Here is a 19,012-nt window from a genome sequence, read left to right on the forward strand (position 1 = left end):
CTGTGGAACTTATTAATTTCGAAATTAATTAAAATCTCTGTAAACCAAACCATCCAATTCAATAACCGGGCCTAATTTTAATGATGAATTCCCTTAAAAAATTAATTCCCATTGCACTCATAACTGCCATTGTAGTGCTCTATATCACGGGGTTTAACCGTAAATCAACTCCAGACTTAAAGAATAAAAACTTTGATTATGCCTTCACGGTAAAAGATATGTCTGGTCAAACCATACCCTTTGATTCCTATAAAGGCAAAGTAGTATTTCTTAATCTTTGGGCAACGTGGTGCGGACCTTGTCGAGCAGAGATGCCCTCAATTCAAAAGTTGTACGATAAAACGAAATCAGACGAGGTTGAATTTGTCATGCTCTCAATCGACAAAGAAGGCGATGAAGAAAAAGTAAAAAACTATATTAACCGGCATAAATTCTCCTTTCCGGTTGTTATGCCTTCCGGTAGTTTATCCAATCAGTTAAATGTTCCCTCCATTCCAACCACGTTTATCATCAACAAAAAGGGAAAAATTGTACACCAAAAGATTGGAACAACAAATTATGATACTGAGAAGTATATCCGAATGCTACACGATCTTGCTCTGGAATAAGACTAGATACAGCCGGCAACCAAACGCAATCCGTTTAAAGTAAGGTTTGGTTCAATGCGGGTGAATGTCCCGTTAGCGGGTGTGATAACAGAAGACAACCCACCTGTGGCAACGGTGGCTATCTCAGGATCGTTTAGCTCATTTTGTATTCGCTCTATCATTGATTTCACCAACCCTTCATAACCTAATAAAATACCCGCCTGAATGGCATGTACAGTATTTTTACCTAAAGCTGACTTGGGCTGTTCCAGGGGAACATCAAACAACTTCGCTGTATTTTGTGAGAGTGCACGGATGGCTGTTTTCAACCCAGGTGCAATAGCAACTCCAAGAATTTTACCTGTTGCAGATACAGTAGTAAACGTTAACGCAGTTCCAAAGTCAACAATAATACAGTTCCGTTGAAACAAATTATGCGCGGCCACTGCATTCGCCACCAGGTCAGAACCTATCTCATACGGGTTAAGCACTTCAATAGGCAACTTGGAATACACATCAGGCCCCAATACAATTGGATTCTTCTCAAACAACGAAACGGTAACATTGATGATTTTTCCGGTAAGATTCGGAACCACACTGCTCAACACAATTTTTTCTACCACGGTGATAGGCAATCCTGCCTCCAGAAAATAATCGCGGAATTTAATTCCATAAAATAACTCCGGCCGTTCCGCTACCGCAGGAATACGCCAAACGTGTTTGAGTTCGTCCCGATCAAAAAAACCAATGGTGATGTCTGAATTACCGATATCAAGTACCAATACCATACTTACGCAAGTTCGATTAATCGTGATTTTAATTTTTCCAGCCCGGTACTGGCCTTGTCTTGAACCACTTCCACACGTCCAACGAAGGTAAGATCGGGAATATTCGGATCAACCAAAAATTTTGGAACATCATGAGCCACATAATGCAATAATCCCGCAGCCGGGTATACGACCAATGATGTTCCAACGACTAGAAAGAAATCAGCAGTAGCCGCATACTGAATGGCTACTTCCATCATGGGAACCAGTTCTCCAAACCACACAATGTTGGGCCGTAACTGCGAGCCTTTCGCACAGGTATCACCCGGATTAAGTTCCCAACCTTCTACTGGATAAATCAAAGATTCATCTATTGTGCTTCTGGATTCGAACAAGCTTCCATGAAGATGTAGGACATGCGAAGACCCCGCACGTTCATGAAGGTTATCAACATTCTGTGTAACTATTGTTACCCTAAACTGCGATTCAAGCTCGGCTAAAATTTCATGACCACGATTAGGCTTAACTTCCAATGCGCGCTTCCTCCGTTGATTATAGAAATCAAGAACCAGTTGCGGATTTCGTTGCCATGCCTCTGGGGTTGCTACGTCTTCTACCTTAAAACCTTCCCATAAACCACCGGCATCGCGGAATGTGGGAATACCACTTTCAGCACTTATGCCCGCGCCAGTAAGGATAACAAGATGTTTCATTTGAAATTAAACTTAATGACCATGACAACGATTTTGGAAATCGCTAACATATTAAGAGTCAAACATCAAATCAGGAGTGCTGTTATGATTTCTTCTTTCGGACTGCTGATTTTTTGGCCGTCTTTTTAGCGGTTTTCTTTGCGGGAGCTTTTGCTGTCTTTTTCGCTGTCTTTGCCACTGGGGGATCCGTTGACTCCTCGTTCTTCTTCGCTCCGCCAAAACGTCCCCATCTTCCTTTCTTCTCCGGTGCATTGGCCGCAAGTTCCAGGCATTCCGCTAATGTTAAGTCCTTCGGCTCCTTGTCTTTCGGAATTTTGACATTTTTCTTCCCGGCTTTAATGTATGGACCAAAACGACCATTCAACACCTGGATATCCGGATTCTCATCAAACGTTTTTATAGTTTTGTTCGCGTCTGCAATTCGCTTGTTTTGAATCAACTCAATGGCACGATCAAGTGTGATGGTATACGGATCTTCTTCCTTTGGGATAGAAACAAATTTTTTATCGTGTAAAACATAAGGACCAAACCGACCTATGTTTACTACTACCGGACCTTCCTCAAACTCTCCCATTTGCCTGGGCATCTTCATTAGTTCAAGCGCATCTTCAAGGGTAATGTTTTCGATAAACTGACCGGGACGAAGGCTGGCAAACTTTGGTTTCTCACCCCCATTGTCATCTGGATTTTCACCCAATTGAATATAAGCACCGAACTTACCAAGCTTAACGTAAACATTCTTTCCTGTTTTGGGGTCTACACCCAGCTCGCGATTCTTACTTACCGATGAACGCTCGACTTGTTCTGTCTTCTTAACTTTCTTATGGAATGGTGAATAGAAATTATCCAGCATTTTATGCCACTCCAGTTTGCCCATGGCAATTTCATCGAACTCCTGCTCAATTTCAGATGTAAATGAGTAGTCGGTAATGTCCGGGAAATGATCGACCAGGAAATCGTTCACAACCATAGCAATGTTGGTTGGGAACAACTTATTCTTTTCAGCACCCGTTATTTCCGTTTCTTCCTTACGGGATACCGTATCATTTTCCAGTTTGAAAACATGGTAAGCACGTTCCACTCCTTCGCGACTCTCCTTCACCACATACCCACGCTTTTGAATGGTCGAGATGGTTGGCGCATAGGTTGAAGGTCGACCAATACCGAGTTCTTCCAGTTTTTTAACCAAGCTTGCTTCGGTATAGCGTGGTGGATTACGGGAAAAAGTCTGGCGAGCCATGAGCTCGTCTAATTTCAAATCTTGACCTACTATTAGCGGAGGCAATACCTTTCCACTTTGTTCTTCATCTTCATCATCGTCTGACTCCATATACACAGACAAAAATCCCTGAAACTTAATCACTTCACCTGTAGCGATAAGCTTTCGCGGATTAGTGGAAATATCAATGGTAGCGGTAGTCTTCTCTAATTCAGCATCAGCCATTTGCGAAGCAATGGCACGTTTCCAAATCAGCTCATATAAACGTTGGGCGTTTCGATCCATACCCGGATTAAGTACAGAAAAATCGGTTGGTCGAATCGCCTCGTGAGCTTCTTGTGCACTTGATGATTTCGTTTTGTATTGACGCAGGTTAACAAATTCATTTCCATACGTATCCTGAATTTGCTTCTTGGCACCTTGTTGCGCTTCGTCCGATAGGTTCACAGAGTCGGTACGCATGTAACTGATTTTACCTCCTTCATAAAGCTTTTGCGCAACCATCATGGTTTGTGTTACCGAGAAACTCAACTTGCGCGATGCTTCCTGTTGCAATGTAGAGGTAGTGAACGGAGGCGCAGGTGAACGTTTCAAGGGCTTGGTCTGCAAATCACCAATAGAGAATTTTGCTCCCTTGCACGATTCCAAAAACTCCAATGCCTCGTCTTCAGAATCGAAGCGTTCAGGCAACTCAGCCTGAAGTTGTTTGCCCTTTCCTAAATCGAACAATGCTGTTACGCGGAACGCAGACTTAGCTTTGAAGTCGGTAATCTCGCGTTCACGCTCAACCACCAACCGCACAGCAACAGATTGCACACGACCTGCAGATAAACCCGTCTTTACTTTCTTCCAAAGAATAGGCGAAAGTTCATAACCAACCAACCTGTCGAGTACCCTTCGTGCCTGTTGTGCATTTACCAGATCAATATCTATACTGCGTGGATTTTCAAGTGCATTCAGAATTGCCTTCTTAGTGATTTCTGTAAATACAATTCTTCGGGTCTTTTTGTCATTGAGGTCAAGGGACTCTTTCAGATGCCAGGCTATCGCTTCTCCTTCACGGTCCTCATCACTCGCGAGGTAAACCATCTCTGCATCCTCGGCTAACTTTTTAAGTGTCTTGATTACATCCTTCTTTTCAGGACTGATTTCATACGTTGGTTCAAATCCGTTCTCAATATCTATAGCACCACTGCCCTTAGGCAAATCACGCACATGACCCATGCTTGAGGCCACCTTGAAATCCTTTCCAAGATAACCTTCAATGGTTTTTGCTTTTGCCGGAGACTCAACGATTACCAGATTTTTTCCCATGTCTACGCGTTAATCAAAGGGTTCAAATATCTGCAAATTTTTAAAAAATCAAATTTCAGCAGATAACAACACGATAGTTGAGAACTCAACGCTACATCTACATTGTTTGTTTAGCACCCTCCTATTAAGATGTTTGAAAAGTGCTCAATGTGCTGATAAACAGAAATATTACACATCAAAAAACACAAATTAGAAAGCTCTAATCATAGTTGAATTAAAAAAAATATTTGCAAGTCAAAAATGTTTTTCTATCACGCGCGCACGCGCACGAGCAATTTGCCTGGAATCACTTACAGAAGATGGCATATGAATTCAACAAAGAATTTATACTTTTAAGGCTTCTAAACTTTTAAACGCTAGCCACATGAGCGAATGGATTGCACGCATCGCCAATGATATTTACACACCTGTAGCCTTCCTGCTGATTCTTGGTGGACTATTCTTTTTGATTTATTCCCGGTTTGCTCAATATAAATATTTCAAGCACGCCATTAATGTGTTGCGCGGTAAATACACAAACCCCAACGACCCCGGACAAATCAATCCGTACCAAGCGTTATCAACCGCATTGGCATCAACAGTGGGCATGGGAAATATTGCCGGTGTCGCGGCTGCTATTTCCATTGGTGGACCAGGTGCCTTGTTTTGGATGTGGGTTACCGCTTTCGTTGGCATGTCAACCAACTTCTTTACCAGTACGCTTGCTGTTATGTATCGAGGTAAAGATTCAGCCGGAGAAATTCAAGGTGGCCCCATGTATGTGATACGCGAAGCTTTAGGCAAGAAATGGTATCCACTGGCCGTGTTGTTTAGTGTGTGCTGCCTCGTAGGTTGCCTACCAATTTTCCAGGCCAATCAATTAACACAAGCCATTGTTGATATCGGAATCAGTTCGGAAGAAATAAAAGCAGCAACGTTTAGCTTTATCGGCTTTACCATCAGCACCCCAAAATTTATTATTGGTTTGTCATTGATGATCATTGCCGGTATTGTAATTCTGGGTGGTATACAACGCATCGGTAATTGGGCTGGCAAAATGGTGCCGATGATGATTGTGCTCTATTTTCTTTCGGTGTTTGCCATATTGATTATGCACATCACCGATATACCTCATTATTTATGGATGATTGTTACCGATGCCTTTGCCGCTGAAAACTATCATGGCGAGCCCGCACTCGGTGGTATATTGGGCGGCTTGATCATTGCCGGAATCAGAAGAGCTTCCTTCTCTAATGAAGCAGGTATTGGTACAGCACCTATGGCCCTCGGTGCATCAAAAAGCACTGAGCCAATTCGCGAAGGCTTGGTCTCCATGTTGAGCCCGGCTATTGACACGCTGATTGTATGTACGCTAACTGCGTTGGCAATTTTAGCAACCGGTGTTTGGAAAACAACCGATGCGAATGGTGTAACCTTAACTTCTATGGCGTTTCAAAGCGCACTGCCCGGCTTTGGAAAATACATTCTGCTAACCTGCGCATTCTTCTTTGCGATTACATCTGTATTCTCCTATAGCTATTACGGAAGTAAATCACTGTCCTTTTTATTCGGAGTTAAGGCCAGCAAGTGGTACAACTATTTTTACCTGATAACCGTGGTATTGGGTGCAATTGCCTCCATGCAGGATATTATGAATATCATTGATATCGCTTACGCATTAATGGCCATACCCACAATGGTATCTGGATTTTTGTTGGCTCCCAACGTGTTAAAAGAAGCCAGACGATATTTTGCCGATCTTAAAGCAAAAGAAGGTTAAGATACCGGAACACCTCCGGATGGATGATAATCAAAAAGTCCTCGCTCTTTGATGGCCTCTTCTACTTTGTGTGGCACGAATTTCTCCCAACCAACCTGACCATTCTTAATCATGGCCAGCACATGATCGGAAATGATGTGCAGGTTTTTGGTGTTGGCATCTTTGATGTCTTCCAGCTTGTTGTTGTCCATTAAATAGCGGAACAGGTTTTTGAGGTTGACCGGCAAATCCTCTTCAAAATCTTTTAAGGTCATGATGTTGGCCGAGTTACGCACCAATGCCGGATAGATATAGAGTTTCACATTGGTTCCGAACAGAGAAGCAAAACATTCCAGAATTCCGCCACGCGTATTTTCATACGTCTTCTCATCAAAAACCTTCTGCAAGGCATTAATACCCATGATGATCCCGATTTTCTTTCCTCGGGTTATACGCGATAGATAATCGACTAAACGATAGTATTCAAAATAATTTGAAATGAGTACATTTTGACCCAACGAGCAGATGATATCAGCACGATGTAAGAAGTCTGTTTCATCAATTGCACCGTCTGCGCTAAGATCATTAAGTGTCAACTCAGTCAACACCATAATATTTGATCGCTCTACGTCTGGTTCATGTTTGAATTTTCTTCGGGCAGCCAGCAACATGTCAACATTTACGTGAGTTGGCGGACGGAAACGTCCACGTAAAACGAGCACATTTTTTTTATATAATTCATCAGAGGGCTGCATCACTTCGCCATCCGGCCCAAACATAGCTGCACGTGTAAAACCATTTTTAACAAGTTTCAACGCCATAAGCCTGTTATCGACATTCTTGAAGTCCGGACCGGCAAGTCGAAACATATCGATTTCAATCCGCTTGCCTTGTAATCCATCAAGCAATGACATGAGAATTTGTTCCGGATCGGTAAAGTATGTACATGCATAAATCAGGTTTACGCCAACAATTCCCAATGCGTACTGCTGTTGCAACGGATCGTTGTCATGCATTTTCACATGTATTACACAATCATTATAATCCGCCTTCGGATTTAGCTGAAAGCGTAAACCAATCCATCCATGAGCCTGATTGGTACGTTCAAAATTCAGCACCTCAACCGTATTCGCAAATGCAAAAAATTTCGTGGTTTCAATGCGATGAGGAAGTCGTTCAGCTAAAAGAGGATATTCATGTTCCAGCATTTTCATCAACCTGGGTTCACACACATATCGCTCGCATTGTCCATAGATGGCATCACTGAACTTCATGTCGTAAGCCGACATGGTTTTGGCTATAGTTCCGGAAGCACCGCCCGCTTTAAAGAAGTTTGCCGCTACCTCCTGCCCTGCACCAATTTCTGCGAAGGAGCCATACACATCCCGACTAAGGTTAATACGCAGCGCCTTTTCCTGCGTAGTCAGTTTCCTGAATTCATCCATCATACCCAACATTGATTAAAGCCAGTTCAAAAAATTCAATCAAAGGTAAACAACCTTGAACGAACCACTCAAGCGTTGTATGTTTTTTTGAATATTAACGCAGATGGTCTATTTTTCGCACTTTACCAGATAAAACAAATGGATCAACGCGGAAGTTTTACCAGTCGGATAGGATTTATACTGGCGGCAGCAGGTTCGGCCGTAGGGTTAGGCAACATCTGGAAGTTCCCCTACGAGACCGGCCAAAACGGTGGTGCTGCATTTTTGCTCATTTACCTGGCCTTGACTTTCTTATTCTGTTACCCCGTAATGGTGGGTGAAATTTCCATCGGCCGAAGGGTCGGGCTGGATGCCTACGGTTCATACAACAAGCTTGGGGGAAAAAAGTGGGGCTTTCTTGGGCTCTATGGAATCCTGTGCGGCATCATGATCCTCTCTTTTTATAATGTGGTTGCGGGCTGGGCATTCGGATACTTCATTGAAATTTCCTTCAGCGATTTACTCAATGAGCAAGATTATGGCGCCTTTTTTGGGCGTTATGTGGTCGACTTCTGGGATAACCTGATCTTTTCGCTATGCTTCATGTTCATTACTGCATTTATTGTAGTAAAGGGTGTGCAGGGCGGTATTGAGCGGGCATCCAAAATTATGATGCCTACGTTATTTGTGATTCTCATAAGCTTGATCATCTATAGCCTTACATTGCCTAATGCTATGGATGGTGTTAAGTTTTATCTCCTTCCGGATTTTAGTGAAATTACCCTTGAAACACTTTACTCCGGCATGGGGCAAGCATTTTTCTCTTTATCGCTTGGCATGGGTGCATTGATTACATATGGATCATATGTGAGTAAGAATCAAAATATTTTGAAATCAGCATTGACGATTACATTCATTGATATTTCAGTAGCATTTCTAGCAGGTTTATTAATTTTTCCATTGGTTTTCTCACAAGGCCAGTCGCCTGAACAAGGACCTGCGCTTGTGTTCGTTGTATTGCCCGGCATTTTCCAGGCTATGGGTCCGATATTAGGCAAGGTTGTCGGTGGTGGTTTTTTCCTGCTCCTCTGCTTTGCAGCATTAACCTCAACTATTTCATTGCTGGAAGTACCGGTAGCCTACATGGTTGATCAAAAGAAAGTGCCCAGAAAAATCAGTGTATGGATATTAGCCGCATTGGTTTTTGTTCTTGGATTGCCCAGCATGCTTTCACAAGGCGCTGTTGACATATTCTCATCACTTAGCTTCTATAACGATAAGTCAGCGTTGGATTTTGTTAGTGAAGTATTCTCCGATATTAGTTTACCTCTCGGAGGTTGCCTCATGACTATTTTTATTTCGAGAAGGTGGAGCGCAAGGAACATGAGCGAAGAGATTGCCAATGGTAATCCCGGATACAAGGGTTCATTTATTGAATCGTATATAAACTTTACCATCAAGTATGTTTGCCCTGTATTGCTTGGGCTGTTTTCTATCCTGATCATCATCGATAAATTTTTCGGACTGGATAAAATCCTGTGACAAGTAAGAACGCATGAATGAATGGGCGCAAAAACATAGTCTGTTATTAAGCTGGATACAGCAAAAACTTAGCGAACGACAATTCTTCATTCTTTCAAGTGTGTTGGTGGGGCTTACCGCTGGGCTTGCAGCGGTACTGCTCAAATCGTTGGTGCATCTGATTTATGAACTAGTCACCCACGATTACCAACTGCCTTTTCAATTCTGGCTCTACTTGTTCTTACCCTTTATCGGTTTATTGATTACAGTACTCTATGCGCAGCGTTTTCACAAAGGCTCATTCGATAAGGGCACCTCTTTCATCCTGTATGCCATAACTAGGAAATCAAGCCTGATGGCACCGTTTCACATGGTAGCCCACCTGATTACCAGTGCGATTACCATCGGGTTTGGCGGATCATCGGGACTTGAGGCGCCCATAGCCACTACGGGCTCAGCCATTGGCTCAAACTATGCCCGCACCTACCACCTGAATTACAGGCAACGTACGTTGTTGCTTTCCTGCGGGGCAGCCGCAGGTATTGCCGCTGCGTTTAACGCCCCTATTGCCGGAGTACTCTTTGCCATTGAAATTTTATTGCTTGACATCAGCGCCACAGCATTCATTCCACTCATTATTGCATCAGCAGTTGGTGCTTTATGCTCGAACATAATTTTACAAGATGGTATCCTGCTATCCTTCAAAACACAAATACCATTTAACTTTTACAACGTTCCGTACTATGTGTTGATGGGAATATTTGCTGGGTTGCTGGCCACCTATCATTCCCGTACTTTTTTGCAAGTGGATGCCTGGTTTGCGAAGCGAAAAAGTCCGTATGTAAAAGTATTTATCGGTGGCGGCATATTGGCTGTACTCATCCTACTCTTTCCTCCCCTCTTTGGTGAAGGGTATTCCAGTGTAATTGCGCTTTCGCAGAACAGCACCCAAACCTTGTTGAATGCAAGCATCCTCAAAGACTTTATTACGAATGAATGGCTGATACTTCTGTTTATCGGTGGCATTATGCTGGCCAAGACTTTCGCGGTAGGTGCAACCATAAGCAGCGGAGGAAACGGTGGCAACTTCGCTCCTTCCCTGATGACGGGAGCTTTTCTTGGGTTCTTCTTCTCACGATTCATTAACCTGACCGGCTTTGGCAAATTGCCGGAAAGCAATTTTACACTGGTAGCCATGGCGGGGGTTATGAGTGGTGTCATGCATGCCCCGCTAACGGCTATATTCCTTATTGCTGAGGTTACCGGTGGCTACGGACTGATGATTCCGTTGATGATTGTTGCTTCTATCAGTTACACCGTATCCCGATTCATTGAACCCGAGTCTATAGAAAGTAAAAAGCTCGCACAAAAAGGCGCAGTTATTATTCACGATCGGGACAAGAAAATTCTGTCGGATCTATCCCTATCTAATTTAATCGAAACGAATTTTCAATCAATCGTGGAGACAGCGCGGCTACGTGACCTGATTGCTGTCATTGAAAAAACAACCCGAAATATTTTTCCGGTGATAACCGAAGAAGGTAAACTGACCGGAGTGATTGAACTCAATTCAATTCGGGAGATCATGTTCAACACTGAACTCTACGATAAAATTGTTGTAAAAGAACTGATGCGAAAAGCACCAGCCATTATTGAAGAAGGCGAATCTATGGATGAGGTCATGAAGAAGTTTGATGCAACTGACTCATGGAATTTACCTGTAACACGTCAGGGTAAATACCTCGGGTTCATTTCCAAGTCAGCGATTTTCAACAAGTACAGAAGTGAGCTAATTGAAAAGTCGGTGCACTAGGCAACCGTATACTTCTCCAGGGCTTGTTCTTTGATCTCCTCCCATTCATCGGGTGGCGGAGGTGTTCCCTTTTCAAAATTCTCGAGTAACCATTTTACAATGCTCTTCTTCATTTTGAATTTAATGGCCACATCTTCGCAAAACGCGATCTCCCTTTTCTCCACCACACCATCAGCATACACCATCAGAATCAAATCATACAAGAGGTTCATCCGGTCATAGAAATTATCCGGAATGTTCAGCTTAAATTTTTCCTTGCTATCCACCAGGTTCTGGATCTGCCAATCCTTGAGGCCATACTTCTTACCCAGCTTGAACAACAGCTTAAGTTCCTTTTCGTGAATCGTTCCATCGGCATTGGCCAAGGCCAGCAAGTGCTTCAGGTGGTTTTTCTTATACGAGAGGTACTGGTGCTCAAAAAATCCTTTCATAGCCGTAGATATTTTCAGCAAATTAAGGAAACTGCCGTGAAGACTCAAATACGGTGGCTTCGAGTATCTCAGCCACCACAAATTTGAATCAATCAACCCACTCGGCTACGAACAGGTTGGTGTTGCGCGTTCCACCATTATTGCGGTTTGAAGAAAATACCAGGTGATTTCCATCGTATGAAAACATCGGGAAGGAATCAAACACACCATCGTAGGTGAGTTGTTCCAGACCGGTACCATCTTCATTGATCATAAACAGGTTAAACTGAAAACCGCGCTCGCCATGGTGGTTGGAAGAAAATACAATCTTCTTACCAGAAGGATGATAAAAAGGTGCCCAGTTGGCTTTGCCCAGGTTGGTAACCTGGCGAAGATCTGATCCATCTACATTGCAGATATAAATCTCCATATTGGTAGGTGCAACGAGGCCTTTCGATAAATAATCTTTGTATTCAGCTATTTCCTCATCAGTTTTAGGACGTGAAGCGCGGAAAACAATTTTGCTTCCATCCGGTGAAAAGAATGCTCCCCCATCGTATCCAAGATCAAATGTGATTTGTTTTACATCCGATCCGTCCAGATTCATGGTGTATAAGTCAAGGTCGCCATTACGGGTAGAGGTAAATACGATTTTATCTCCTTTTGGAGATACGGTTGCTTCCGCATCGTAACCGGTTTCGGTTGTGAGTTGCTTGAGGATGTTACCGTTCAGATCGGCAACAAAAATATCATAGGTTGGAAAAATCGGCCATAGGTATTTGCCACCCGGTACGCGTTCCGGATCAGCAGGGCAGGCATCACCCCCTAAATGTGTTGATGCATAAACCACTGTTGAATCGCCTGGCAAGAAGTATGAGCAGGTTGTTCTCCCCTTTCCATTGCTGATCATGGCAGGCTTATTCTCTTTCAGATTATCTACACCAACGGTGGTGTAAAAAATATGATCGCATTGAACTCCCCACGCCTTGTTGTTGGATTGAAATACAAGTTTGGTGTTATCGAAACTCCAGTATGCCTCGGCATTATCCCCACCAAATGTCAACTGACGAAGGTTTCGGATATGCCTTTCATTGGGATACTTCAACGAATCAGCAGCTTCGTTATATTCTACTGCAGTATTCTCTTCCTTTTTAGTTGAACAGGATACAATCGTGAACAATGCAATAAGGGTAACAAACAAACGGAATAGCATGAAAATGGGGTATTAATTGAAGGCGCAAAAATATAACGCCAGTGGGAGGAATAATACCCGTGTGCGAAAAGAAAATACCAATAATAAACAAGAACCTAGGAGGCCGTTTCTTCCTTCAGTGCCCTACGAAGAATCTTTCCAACGTTGGTTTTGGGTAACTCCGACCGGAACTCAATGTGCCGTGGAATTTTATAATTCGTAAGGTTTTCCCGCGCGTAGGCAATCACCTCATCGGCTGTAAGGGATTGGTCGCGCTTCACCACAAAGGCTTTTATGGCTTCACCCGATTTCTCATCCGGTACGCCAATGGCTGCGATCTCCAGAATTTTGGGATGCCCGGCTAATACATTTTCAATTTCATTCGGGAACACGTTGAAGCCAGACACTTTGATCATGTCCTTCTTCCGATCAACGATCTTGAAGAACCCTTGTTCATTCATGAAACCAATATCCCCGGTTCTGAACCATCCGCCAGGAAAGAAAACACCCGTATTATCTTTTTGCCAATAGCCCGACATGACCTGAGGACCACGGGCACAAATCTCACCATTCTCTCCTTGCGGCAGTTGATTTCCTTCATCATCAAAAATCGCCACCTCCGTACTGGGCATCGGTAAACCTATCGTTCCCATTTGGTGTGTTCCGTCAAGCGGATTGCAACACAGCACAGGTGATGTTTCACTTAACCCATATCCTTCAACTAATGGTTTACCCGTAACCTGATGCCATTTTTTTGCTACCACATCTTGTACAGCCATGCCACCCCCTACTGCTCCTTTCAAAAACGAGAAGTCGAGTGCTGCAAAGTCTGGATTGTTGAGCAAGCCATTGAACAATGTATTTACACCTGTAATGATCGAGAACTTATGTTTTTTTAATTCCTTCACGAAACCGGGAATATCGCGCGGGTTGGTGATAAGAATACTTTTCGCACCGACACTGAACATCAATACCCCATTTACGGTAAGTGCAAAAATGTGGTACATCGGAATGGCGGTGATGATCACTTCCTGCACTTTAGGTGTTTGCTTCAGGTATGGAATAAACCACTTGGTGACCATGGAATTATGTGCCACGATATTTCCGTGAGATAGTTGCGCACCTTTGGCAACACCCGTTGTGCCACCGGTATATTGAAGAACAGCAACATCGTCATTCGTAATAGTTGGTTTTGATAAAGAAAACCCCGCACCTTTCTTCAGGGTATCCATGAAGTTGACGGCTGTAGGAAGGTGATACGCAGGAACCATCTTTTTAATGTGCTTCACCACAAAATTTACCAGCCAACCTTTGAAACCGCCAAGCATATCTCCCAACTGCGTAACAATAACATGTTGAATGGAGGTGTGAGATAGAATCTTCTCCAGACTATGGGCAAAGTTTGCTACAATCACAATCGCCTTGGCACCCGAGTCTTTAAACTGGTGCTCCATTTCGCGAGGCGTGTAGAGCGGATTTGTATTCACTACAATCAGGCCGGCACGCAGGGCACCGAAGAAAGCGATAGGAAACTGAAGCACGTTGGGCATCTGAATGGCGATGCGATCACCTTTTTGTAAACCAATGCTTTGTAGGTAAGCAGCAAAATCAAGCGAAAGCTTATCCACCTGAGCATAAGTGAGTGTAGCTCCCATATTTTCAAACGCCACACGATCCGCGAATTGCTTGCACGACTTTTCAAACAGGTCTACCAAAGAATGATAATCGTACAAATGAATCTCAGCGGGAATGCCTTCAGGGTAATTCTTGATCCAGGGAAAATCTTTCATGGTGCTTTACGGTTGACTGCTTAACAAACGATTGTTTGAGCCAAATATAAAGCACGTAAAGCGAACCTGAATGCCTTTGAAATAAAAACAAAAACCCCAACTGATGCCGGGGTTTTTCTCAAACTTAAATAACCATGAAGAGCGCTGTAGGAGCAGGACTCGAACCTGCAAAGGGAAGTTAGCTACAGGACATACCGAGAGAACTTTGGTGGTCAACCCCCGTCTGTCAGGTAAACCCGACAGGCATTATCCTGCGTTTATCCTTGGCTCCCCACCCCCGAGACAGGAGGGCTTGTCTGCCAATTTCAACACCCTACAATATAAGTTTAGAACGATGTAATTATTAATTACGCAACAAAGTAAGCCCAACACTGATTATTGATTCAAGTATAGTACTTATTATTATGATATATTTAATTTTTATATACTTTTATTGAAATAATCTAATAATCGATTAACTAAAATGTCCAGAAATTTACAAATTGATAAAACCGACCTGCAGATATTGGAAATTCTCATGCAGGATGCTAAAAGACCCTATACCGAAGTGGCAAAACGGGTTTTTGTTTCAGGTGGAACAGTGCATGTTCGGATGAATAAATTGGAAGAAGCCGGCATTGTGGAGAAAACTACCTTGAAAGTCAATTACGCCAAGTTGGGGTACGACATCACGGCTTTTCTGGGTATCTTCCTGGAAAAGAGCGCCTTATACGACAGAGTGTTAGCAAAGCTTAAATCCATACCGGAAATCACGAATATCCACTACACCACTGGCAACTACAGCATGTTCTGCAAAATCCATTGCCGGGATACAAACCACCTGAAAGAAGTACTTCACGACAAAATCCAGCAGGTTGACGGAATTGAGCGTACCGAGACCATGATTAGCCTGGAAGAGAGTCTGGACCGTAATCTGGATCTGGTTTAAGTACAAACTTATTGGGATTTCGAACCAAAAACTGCCCTTTCTGTTATATCTTTGCGGATATTTAAAATTAGTCTAAATAGGCTGAAATGAGCAAAGACAATCAGGTTCTGGAAGAAATCACCTCGAAAGAATACGAGCATGGATGGTCCTCCAACATCGAAATGGAATCGGCCCCTAAGGGGCTGAATGAGGACATTGTTCGGTTTATTTCAGCCAAAAAGAATGAACCCGAGTGGCTGCTTGAATGGCGTCTGAAAGCCTATCGTCAGTGGGTGAACATGAAAGAGCCGAAATGGCCTAATGTTACCTACCCTGAAATCAATTATCAGGATGTTATCTACTATGCTGCTCCTAAGCAAAAGGTAAAACCGAAGAGCCTGGAAGAAGTAGACCCTGAATTACTCAAGACATTCGAAAAGCTCGGCATATCCCTTACAGAACAAAAACGCCTGACCGGCATTGCGGTTGATGCGGTACTGGATAGCGTATCCGTAGCTACTACGTTCAAAGAAAAGTTAGGCGAACTCGGCATAATCTTCTGTTCCTTCAGTGAAGCTGTTCAAGAGCATCCGGAGTTGGTAAAGAAATACCTCGGTTCGGTTGTGCCGATGAATGACAACTACTTTGCAGCCTTGAACTCTGCTGTGTTCAGCGATGGTTCCTTCTGCTATATTCCAAAAGGCGTTCGTTGCCCAATGGAATTATCTACCTACTTCCGCATAAACGCAGCTAATACAGGTCAGTTTGAACGCACGTTGATCGTTGCCGATGAAGGTTCGTACGTGAGCTACCTGGAAGGTTGCACCGCTCCACAACGCGATGAAAATCAACTTCACGCTGCGGTGGTAGAAATCTACGCCATGAAGGATGCGCATGTAAAGTACTCTACGGTGCAGAACTGGTATCCTGGCGATAAAGAAGGTAAAGGTGGTATTTACAACTTCGTTACCAAGCGTGCCTTGTGTGCCGGTGATCATTCCAAAGTTTCCTGGACACAGGTAGAAACCGGATCAGCCATTACCTGGAAGTATCCATCCTGTGTACTCAAGGGTGATCATTCATCGGGTGAATTCTACTCGGTTGCTGTAACCAACAATTACCAGCAAGCCGACACGGGAACCAAGATGATTCATATCGGTAAGCATACTAAATCCAGAATTGTATCGAAAGGTATTTCAGCCGGTCATTCACAAAACAGTTACCGCGGTCAGGTGCACATTTTGAAACGTGCCGAAGGTGCGCGTAACTTCTCCCAATGCGATTCACTGTTGATGGGCGATAAGTGTGGTGCCCACACCTTCCCGTACATTGATGTTGAAAACAATTCCGCCAAAGTGGAGCACGAGGCTACTACGTCTAAAATTGGCGAAGATCAGATATTCTATTGCTTACAACGTGGCATCGATGAAGAGTCAGCCGTAGCCCTTATCGTAAATGGTTACGCCAAAGAAGTCCTCAATCAACTGCCGATGGAGTTTGCCGTTGAGGCACAAAAGCTTTTAGCACTTACGCTTGAGGGAAGCGTAGGTTGATTTAAAATTTAATTACACGTATTAGTCAGAAATAGAAAGTATGCTGTCGATAAAGAATTTACACGCCAAGATTGAAGACAATCAAATTCTTAATGGTTTGAACCTGGAAGTAAAACCAGGAGAAGTTCACGCCATTATGGGGCCTAATGGTTCCGGAAAAAGTACACTGGCTTCGGTTTTGGCTGGCCGTGAAGAGTTTGAAGTTACCGATGGAACCGTTGAGTACTTAGGCAAAGATTTGCTTGAGCTTGCTCCGGAAGAACGTGCCCGCGAAGGTGTATTCCTTGCCTTTCAATATCCGGTTGAAATACCGGGCGTAAGCACCATCAACTTTATGAAAACGGCTGTTAACCAGGTACGTGAAGCGCGTGGACAGCAACCCTTAGATGCCGTTTCATTTCTCGGACTGATGAAGGAAAAAATGAAGCTGGTGGAGATTGATCAGTCGTTGTTAAATCGATCGTTGAATGAAGGGTTCTCGGGTGGCGAGAAAAAGCGCAACGAAATATTTCAAATGGCCATGCTGGAACCCAAGTTAGCCATTCTTGACGAAACGGATTCCGGTCTTGATATTGATGCCTTGCGTATTGTGGCAAATGGGGTGAATAAATTACGCGACAAGAATAAAGCGATTATTGTTGTAACGCACTACCAGCGCTTACTGGAATACATTGTTCCGGATTTTGTGCACGTATTGTACAAAGGCAAGATTGTGAAGTCAGGTACAAAAGAACTGGCGCTTGAACTTGAAGCGAAAGGATACGACTGGATTAAAGATGAGGTAGCCGTAGCGTAATCATGAGTGCAGTAATTGAAACATCTCCCCTACTTTCGGATATCCTCGCAGCGATAAAACCCATTGATGGGTTAAAAGCTGAAGCATTCGCGGTATTGGAACAACTCGGCTTACCCGGCAATAAAAGTGAAGAGTATAAATTCACACCCATAACCCGTACGCTTGAAAAGAATTTCAACTTCGCTACCAAAAACAGTGCAAGCGAACTGAAAAGCACCGAATCATTTGCTATTCCCGGTGTTGATGCACACACCCTTGTTTTTGTAAACGGAGTTTTTGTTGAGGAACTCTCCCGGTACAACCAAACTGATTTGAAGATCACAGCAACATCTGGAACAGAAAATGGTTTTGGAACACTAGCGGATTACAAATCGGATGCATTGGTTGCATGGAACACAGCTGCCTGGACCAGTGGCATTTCAATTGAAGTGAAAGCCAACACATCCGTAAGCAAGCCTGTTGTGTTGCATTATATACACGACAACTCAAAAGGCGAAGTAAAATCGTTTACACGAAACATTATTCGATTAGGGAAAAGCAGCAGCTTAACCGTCATTGAAAAACAAGATACCTTTGGTGATCAAGCTGGTTTCTCCAACATCGTTACCGAGGGATTTGTAGAAGAAAATGCAGCATTGAATCTCTTCAGTCTGCAAGCCGATAAAGGAAAACGTTTTCATTTCGGTCAAACCTCTATTTGGCAAACCCGCGACAGTCGGGTAAATTCATTTACGCTTACGCTGGATGGAAAGCTTATACGAAACAACCTTCAACTGATACTGGATGGCGAAGGCATTGAATCACATATGGATGGGTTATACATCCTACAAGGTGATACGTTAGTGGATAACCACACCGTAGTAGATCATAGAAAGCCGCACGCCAACAGTAACGAATTGTACAAAGGCGTAATCGATGATAATGCCAAAGGTGTTTTCAATGGCAAAATCTATGTTCGCCCTGATGCGCAAAAAACAAATGCGTTTCAATCAAACCGAAACATTCTGCTTTCCGATAAGGCAACTGTAAATACCAAACCTCAACTTGAAATCTGGGCGGATGATGTGAAATGTTCGCATGGTTGTACCACCGGTCAGTTGGATGAAGAGGCGATGTTCTACCTACAGGCACGCGGCATTGACAAAATAACAGCCCGTGCCATGATGCTTTATGCCTTCGCTGGAGAAGTGTTGGATAAAATCAATTCAGAGCCCTTGAAAAATTATTTCGATTCGTTGATCAGCGAACGCCTGCACAAAAACTTTTAA

The 19,012-nt window shown here is 43.4% G+C and carries 15 protein-coding genes; 8 read left to right on the top strand and 7 right to left on the bottom strand.

Translation table 11 applies throughout. From position 1 onward, the window contains the following. Positions 1-80 precede the first annotated feature (80 nt). Positions 81-608: a TlpA disulfide reductase family protein gene (locus tag QY309_08595; protein WKZ61539.1), complete on the top strand. Its 528-nt coding sequence runs from the start codon at positions 81-83 to the stop codon at positions 606-608. Positions 609-610: 2 nt separating this feature from the next. Here the strand turns inward: QY309_08595 and QY309_08600 are convergent, their stop codons facing one another. The 3 genes from QY309_08600 to topA form a co-directional block, all read right to left on the bottom strand. Then, positions 611-1,375, bottom strand: coding sequence for a type III pantothenate kinase (locus tag QY309_08600; GenBank protein ID WKZ61540.1), 765 nt, complete (start codon positions 1,373-1,375; stop codon positions 611-613). Between the two features lie 2 nt (positions 1,376-1,377). Then, positions 1,378-2,067, bottom strand: coding sequence for an NAD-dependent deacylase (locus QY309_08605; protein WKZ61541.1), 690 nt, complete (start codon positions 2,065-2,067; stop codon positions 1,378-1,380). A gap of 82 nt (positions 2,068-2,149) precedes the next feature. Beyond that, a complete protein-coding gene (topA, locus tag QY309_08610; GenBank protein ID WKZ61542.1) occupies positions 2,150-4,600 on the bottom strand; it encodes a type I DNA topoisomerase in 2,451 nt (816 codons plus the stop codon). A 364-nt stretch (positions 4,601-4,964) separates the two neighbouring features. Between topA and QY309_08615 the strand changes: the two genes are divergently transcribed. Beyond that, entirely contained in the window at positions 4,965-6,359 is a 1,395-nt protein-coding gene (locus QY309_08615) for an alanine/glycine:cation symporter family protein (GenBank protein WKZ61543.1), read from the top strand. Here QY309_08615 and QY309_08620 read toward each other — a convergent pair. Continuing rightward, positions 6,356-7,786, bottom strand: a complete 1,431-nt coding sequence (locus QY309_08620; protein ID WKZ61544.1) for a TonB-dependent receptor — start codon at positions 7,784-7,786, stop codon at positions 6,356-6,358. The genes QY309_08615 and QY309_08620 overlap by 4 nt on opposite strands. Before the next feature lie 135 nt (positions 7,787-7,921). On the opposite strand from QY309_08620, the gene QY309_08625 reads away from it, so the two are divergent. Both QY309_08625 and QY309_08630 read left to right on the top strand, forming a co-directional pair. Continuing rightward, the gene (locus QY309_08625; protein WKZ61545.1) at positions 7,922-9,304 is read left to right on the top strand and encodes a sodium-dependent transporter; all 1,383 of its coding nucleotides are present in this window, start codon (positions 7,922-7,924) and stop codon (positions 9,302-9,304) included. 13 nt (positions 9,305-9,317) lie between these two features. Continuing rightward, complete coding sequence (locus tag QY309_08630; protein ID WKZ61546.1) at positions 9,318-11,096, top strand: chloride channel protein; 1,779 nt, start codon at positions 9,318-9,320, stop codon at positions 11,094-11,096. Here QY309_08630 and QY309_08635 read toward each other — a convergent pair. The 3 genes from QY309_08635 to QY309_08645 form a co-directional block, all read right to left on the bottom strand. Then, positions 11,093-11,527 (bottom strand): hypothetical protein, encoded by a 435-nt coding sequence (locus QY309_08635; protein ID WKZ61547.1) that lies wholly within the window; start codon positions 11,525-11,527, stop codon positions 11,093-11,095. The genes QY309_08630 and QY309_08635 overlap by 4 nt on opposite strands. A gap of 88 nt (positions 11,528-11,615) precedes the next feature. Beyond that, positions 11,616-12,719, bottom strand: a complete 1,104-nt coding sequence (locus tag QY309_08640; GenBank protein WKZ61548.1) for a hypothetical protein — start codon at positions 12,717-12,719, stop codon at positions 11,616-11,618. Between the two features lie 95 nt (positions 12,720-12,814). Continuing rightward, a complete protein-coding gene (locus QY309_08645; protein WKZ61549.1) occupies positions 12,815-14,488 on the bottom strand; it encodes an AMP-binding protein in 1,674 nt (557 codons plus the stop codon). Positions 14,489-14,951: 463 nt separating this feature from the next. Here QY309_08645 and QY309_08650 point away from each other — a divergent pair, with 463 nt between their 5' ends. From QY309_08650 to sufD, 4 genes are all read left to right on the top strand, one after another. After that, a complete protein-coding gene (locus QY309_08650) occupies positions 14,952-15,416 on the top strand; it encodes an Lrp/AsnC ligand binding domain-containing protein (GenBank protein WKZ61550.1) in 465 nt (154 codons plus the stop codon). A gap of 86 nt (positions 15,417-15,502) precedes the next feature. Continuing rightward, positions 15,503-16,948, top strand: coding sequence for a Fe-S cluster assembly protein SufB (gene sufB / locus QY309_08655; protein WKZ61551.1), 1,446 nt, complete (start codon positions 15,503-15,505; stop codon positions 16,946-16,948). Positions 16,949-16,988: 40 nt separating this feature from the next. Continuing rightward, complete coding sequence (sufC, locus tag QY309_08660) at positions 16,989-17,744, top strand: Fe-S cluster assembly ATPase SufC (protein WKZ61552.1); 756 nt, start codon at positions 16,989-16,991, stop codon at positions 17,742-17,744. A gap of 2 nt (positions 17,745-17,746) precedes the next feature. Next, the gene (gene sufD / locus QY309_08665; protein ID WKZ61553.1) at positions 17,747-19,012 is read left to right on the top strand and encodes a Fe-S cluster assembly protein SufD; all 1,266 of its coding nucleotides are present in this window, start codon (positions 17,747-17,749) and stop codon (positions 19,010-19,012) included.

The sequence above is a fragment of the Cyclobacteriaceae bacterium genome (assembly GCA_030584025.1).
Taxonomy (GTDB): domain Bacteria; phylum Bacteroidota; class Bacteroidia; order Cytophagales; family Cyclobacteriaceae; genus UBA2336.

What these genes read in the sequence shown, in the direction of transcription:
- QY309_08595 (WKZ61539.1), top strand. Translation starts at nt 81, where the DNA reads ATGATGAATTCCCTTAAAAAATTAATTCCCATTGCACTCATAACTGCC.
- QY309_08600 (WKZ61540.1), bottom strand. Translation starts at nt 1,375, where the DNA reads ATGGTATTGGTACTTGATATCGGTAATTCAGACATCACCATTGGTTTT.
- QY309_08605 (WKZ61541.1), bottom strand. Translation starts at nt 2,067, where the DNA reads ATGAAACATCTTGTTATCCTTACTGGCGCGGGCATAAGTGCTGAAAGT.
- topA (WKZ61542.1), bottom strand. Translation starts at nt 4,600, where the DNA reads ATGGGAAAAAATCTGGTAATCGTTGAGTCTCCGGCAAAAGCAAAAACC.
- QY309_08615 (WKZ61543.1), top strand. Translation starts at nt 4,965, where the DNA reads ATGAGCGAATGGATTGCACGCATCGCCAATGATATTTACACACCTGTA.
- QY309_08620 (WKZ61544.1), bottom strand. Translation starts at nt 7,786, where the DNA reads ATGATGGATGAATTCAGGAAACTGACTACGCAGGAAAAGGCGCTGCGT.
- QY309_08625 (WKZ61545.1), top strand. Translation starts at nt 7,922, where the DNA reads ATGGATCAACGCGGAAGTTTTACCAGTCGGATAGGATTTATACTGGCG.
- QY309_08630 (WKZ61546.1), top strand. Translation starts at nt 9,318, where the DNA reads ATGAATGAATGGGCGCAAAAACATAGTCTGTTATTAAGCTGGATACAG.
- QY309_08635 (WKZ61547.1), bottom strand. Translation starts at nt 11,527, where the DNA reads ATGAAAGGATTTTTTGAGCACCAGTACCTCTCGTATAAGAAAAACCAC.
- QY309_08640 (WKZ61548.1), bottom strand. Translation starts at nt 12,719, where the DNA reads ATGCTATTCCGTTTGTTTGTTACCCTTATTGCATTGTTCACGATTGTA.
- QY309_08645 (WKZ61549.1), bottom strand. Translation starts at nt 14,488, where the DNA reads ATGAAAGATTTTCCCTGGATCAAGAATTACCCTGAAGGCATTCCCGCT.
- QY309_08650 (WKZ61550.1), top strand. Translation starts at nt 14,952, where the DNA reads ATGTCCAGAAATTTACAAATTGATAAAACCGACCTGCAGATATTGGAA.
- sufB (WKZ61551.1), top strand. Translation starts at nt 15,503, where the DNA reads ATGAGCAAAGACAATCAGGTTCTGGAAGAAATCACCTCGAAAGAATAC.
- sufC (WKZ61552.1), top strand. Translation starts at nt 16,989, where the DNA reads ATGCTGTCGATAAAGAATTTACACGCCAAGATTGAAGACAATCAAATT.
- sufD (WKZ61553.1), top strand. Translation starts at nt 17,747, where the DNA reads ATGAGTGCAGTAATTGAAACATCTCCCCTACTTTCGGATATCCTCGCA.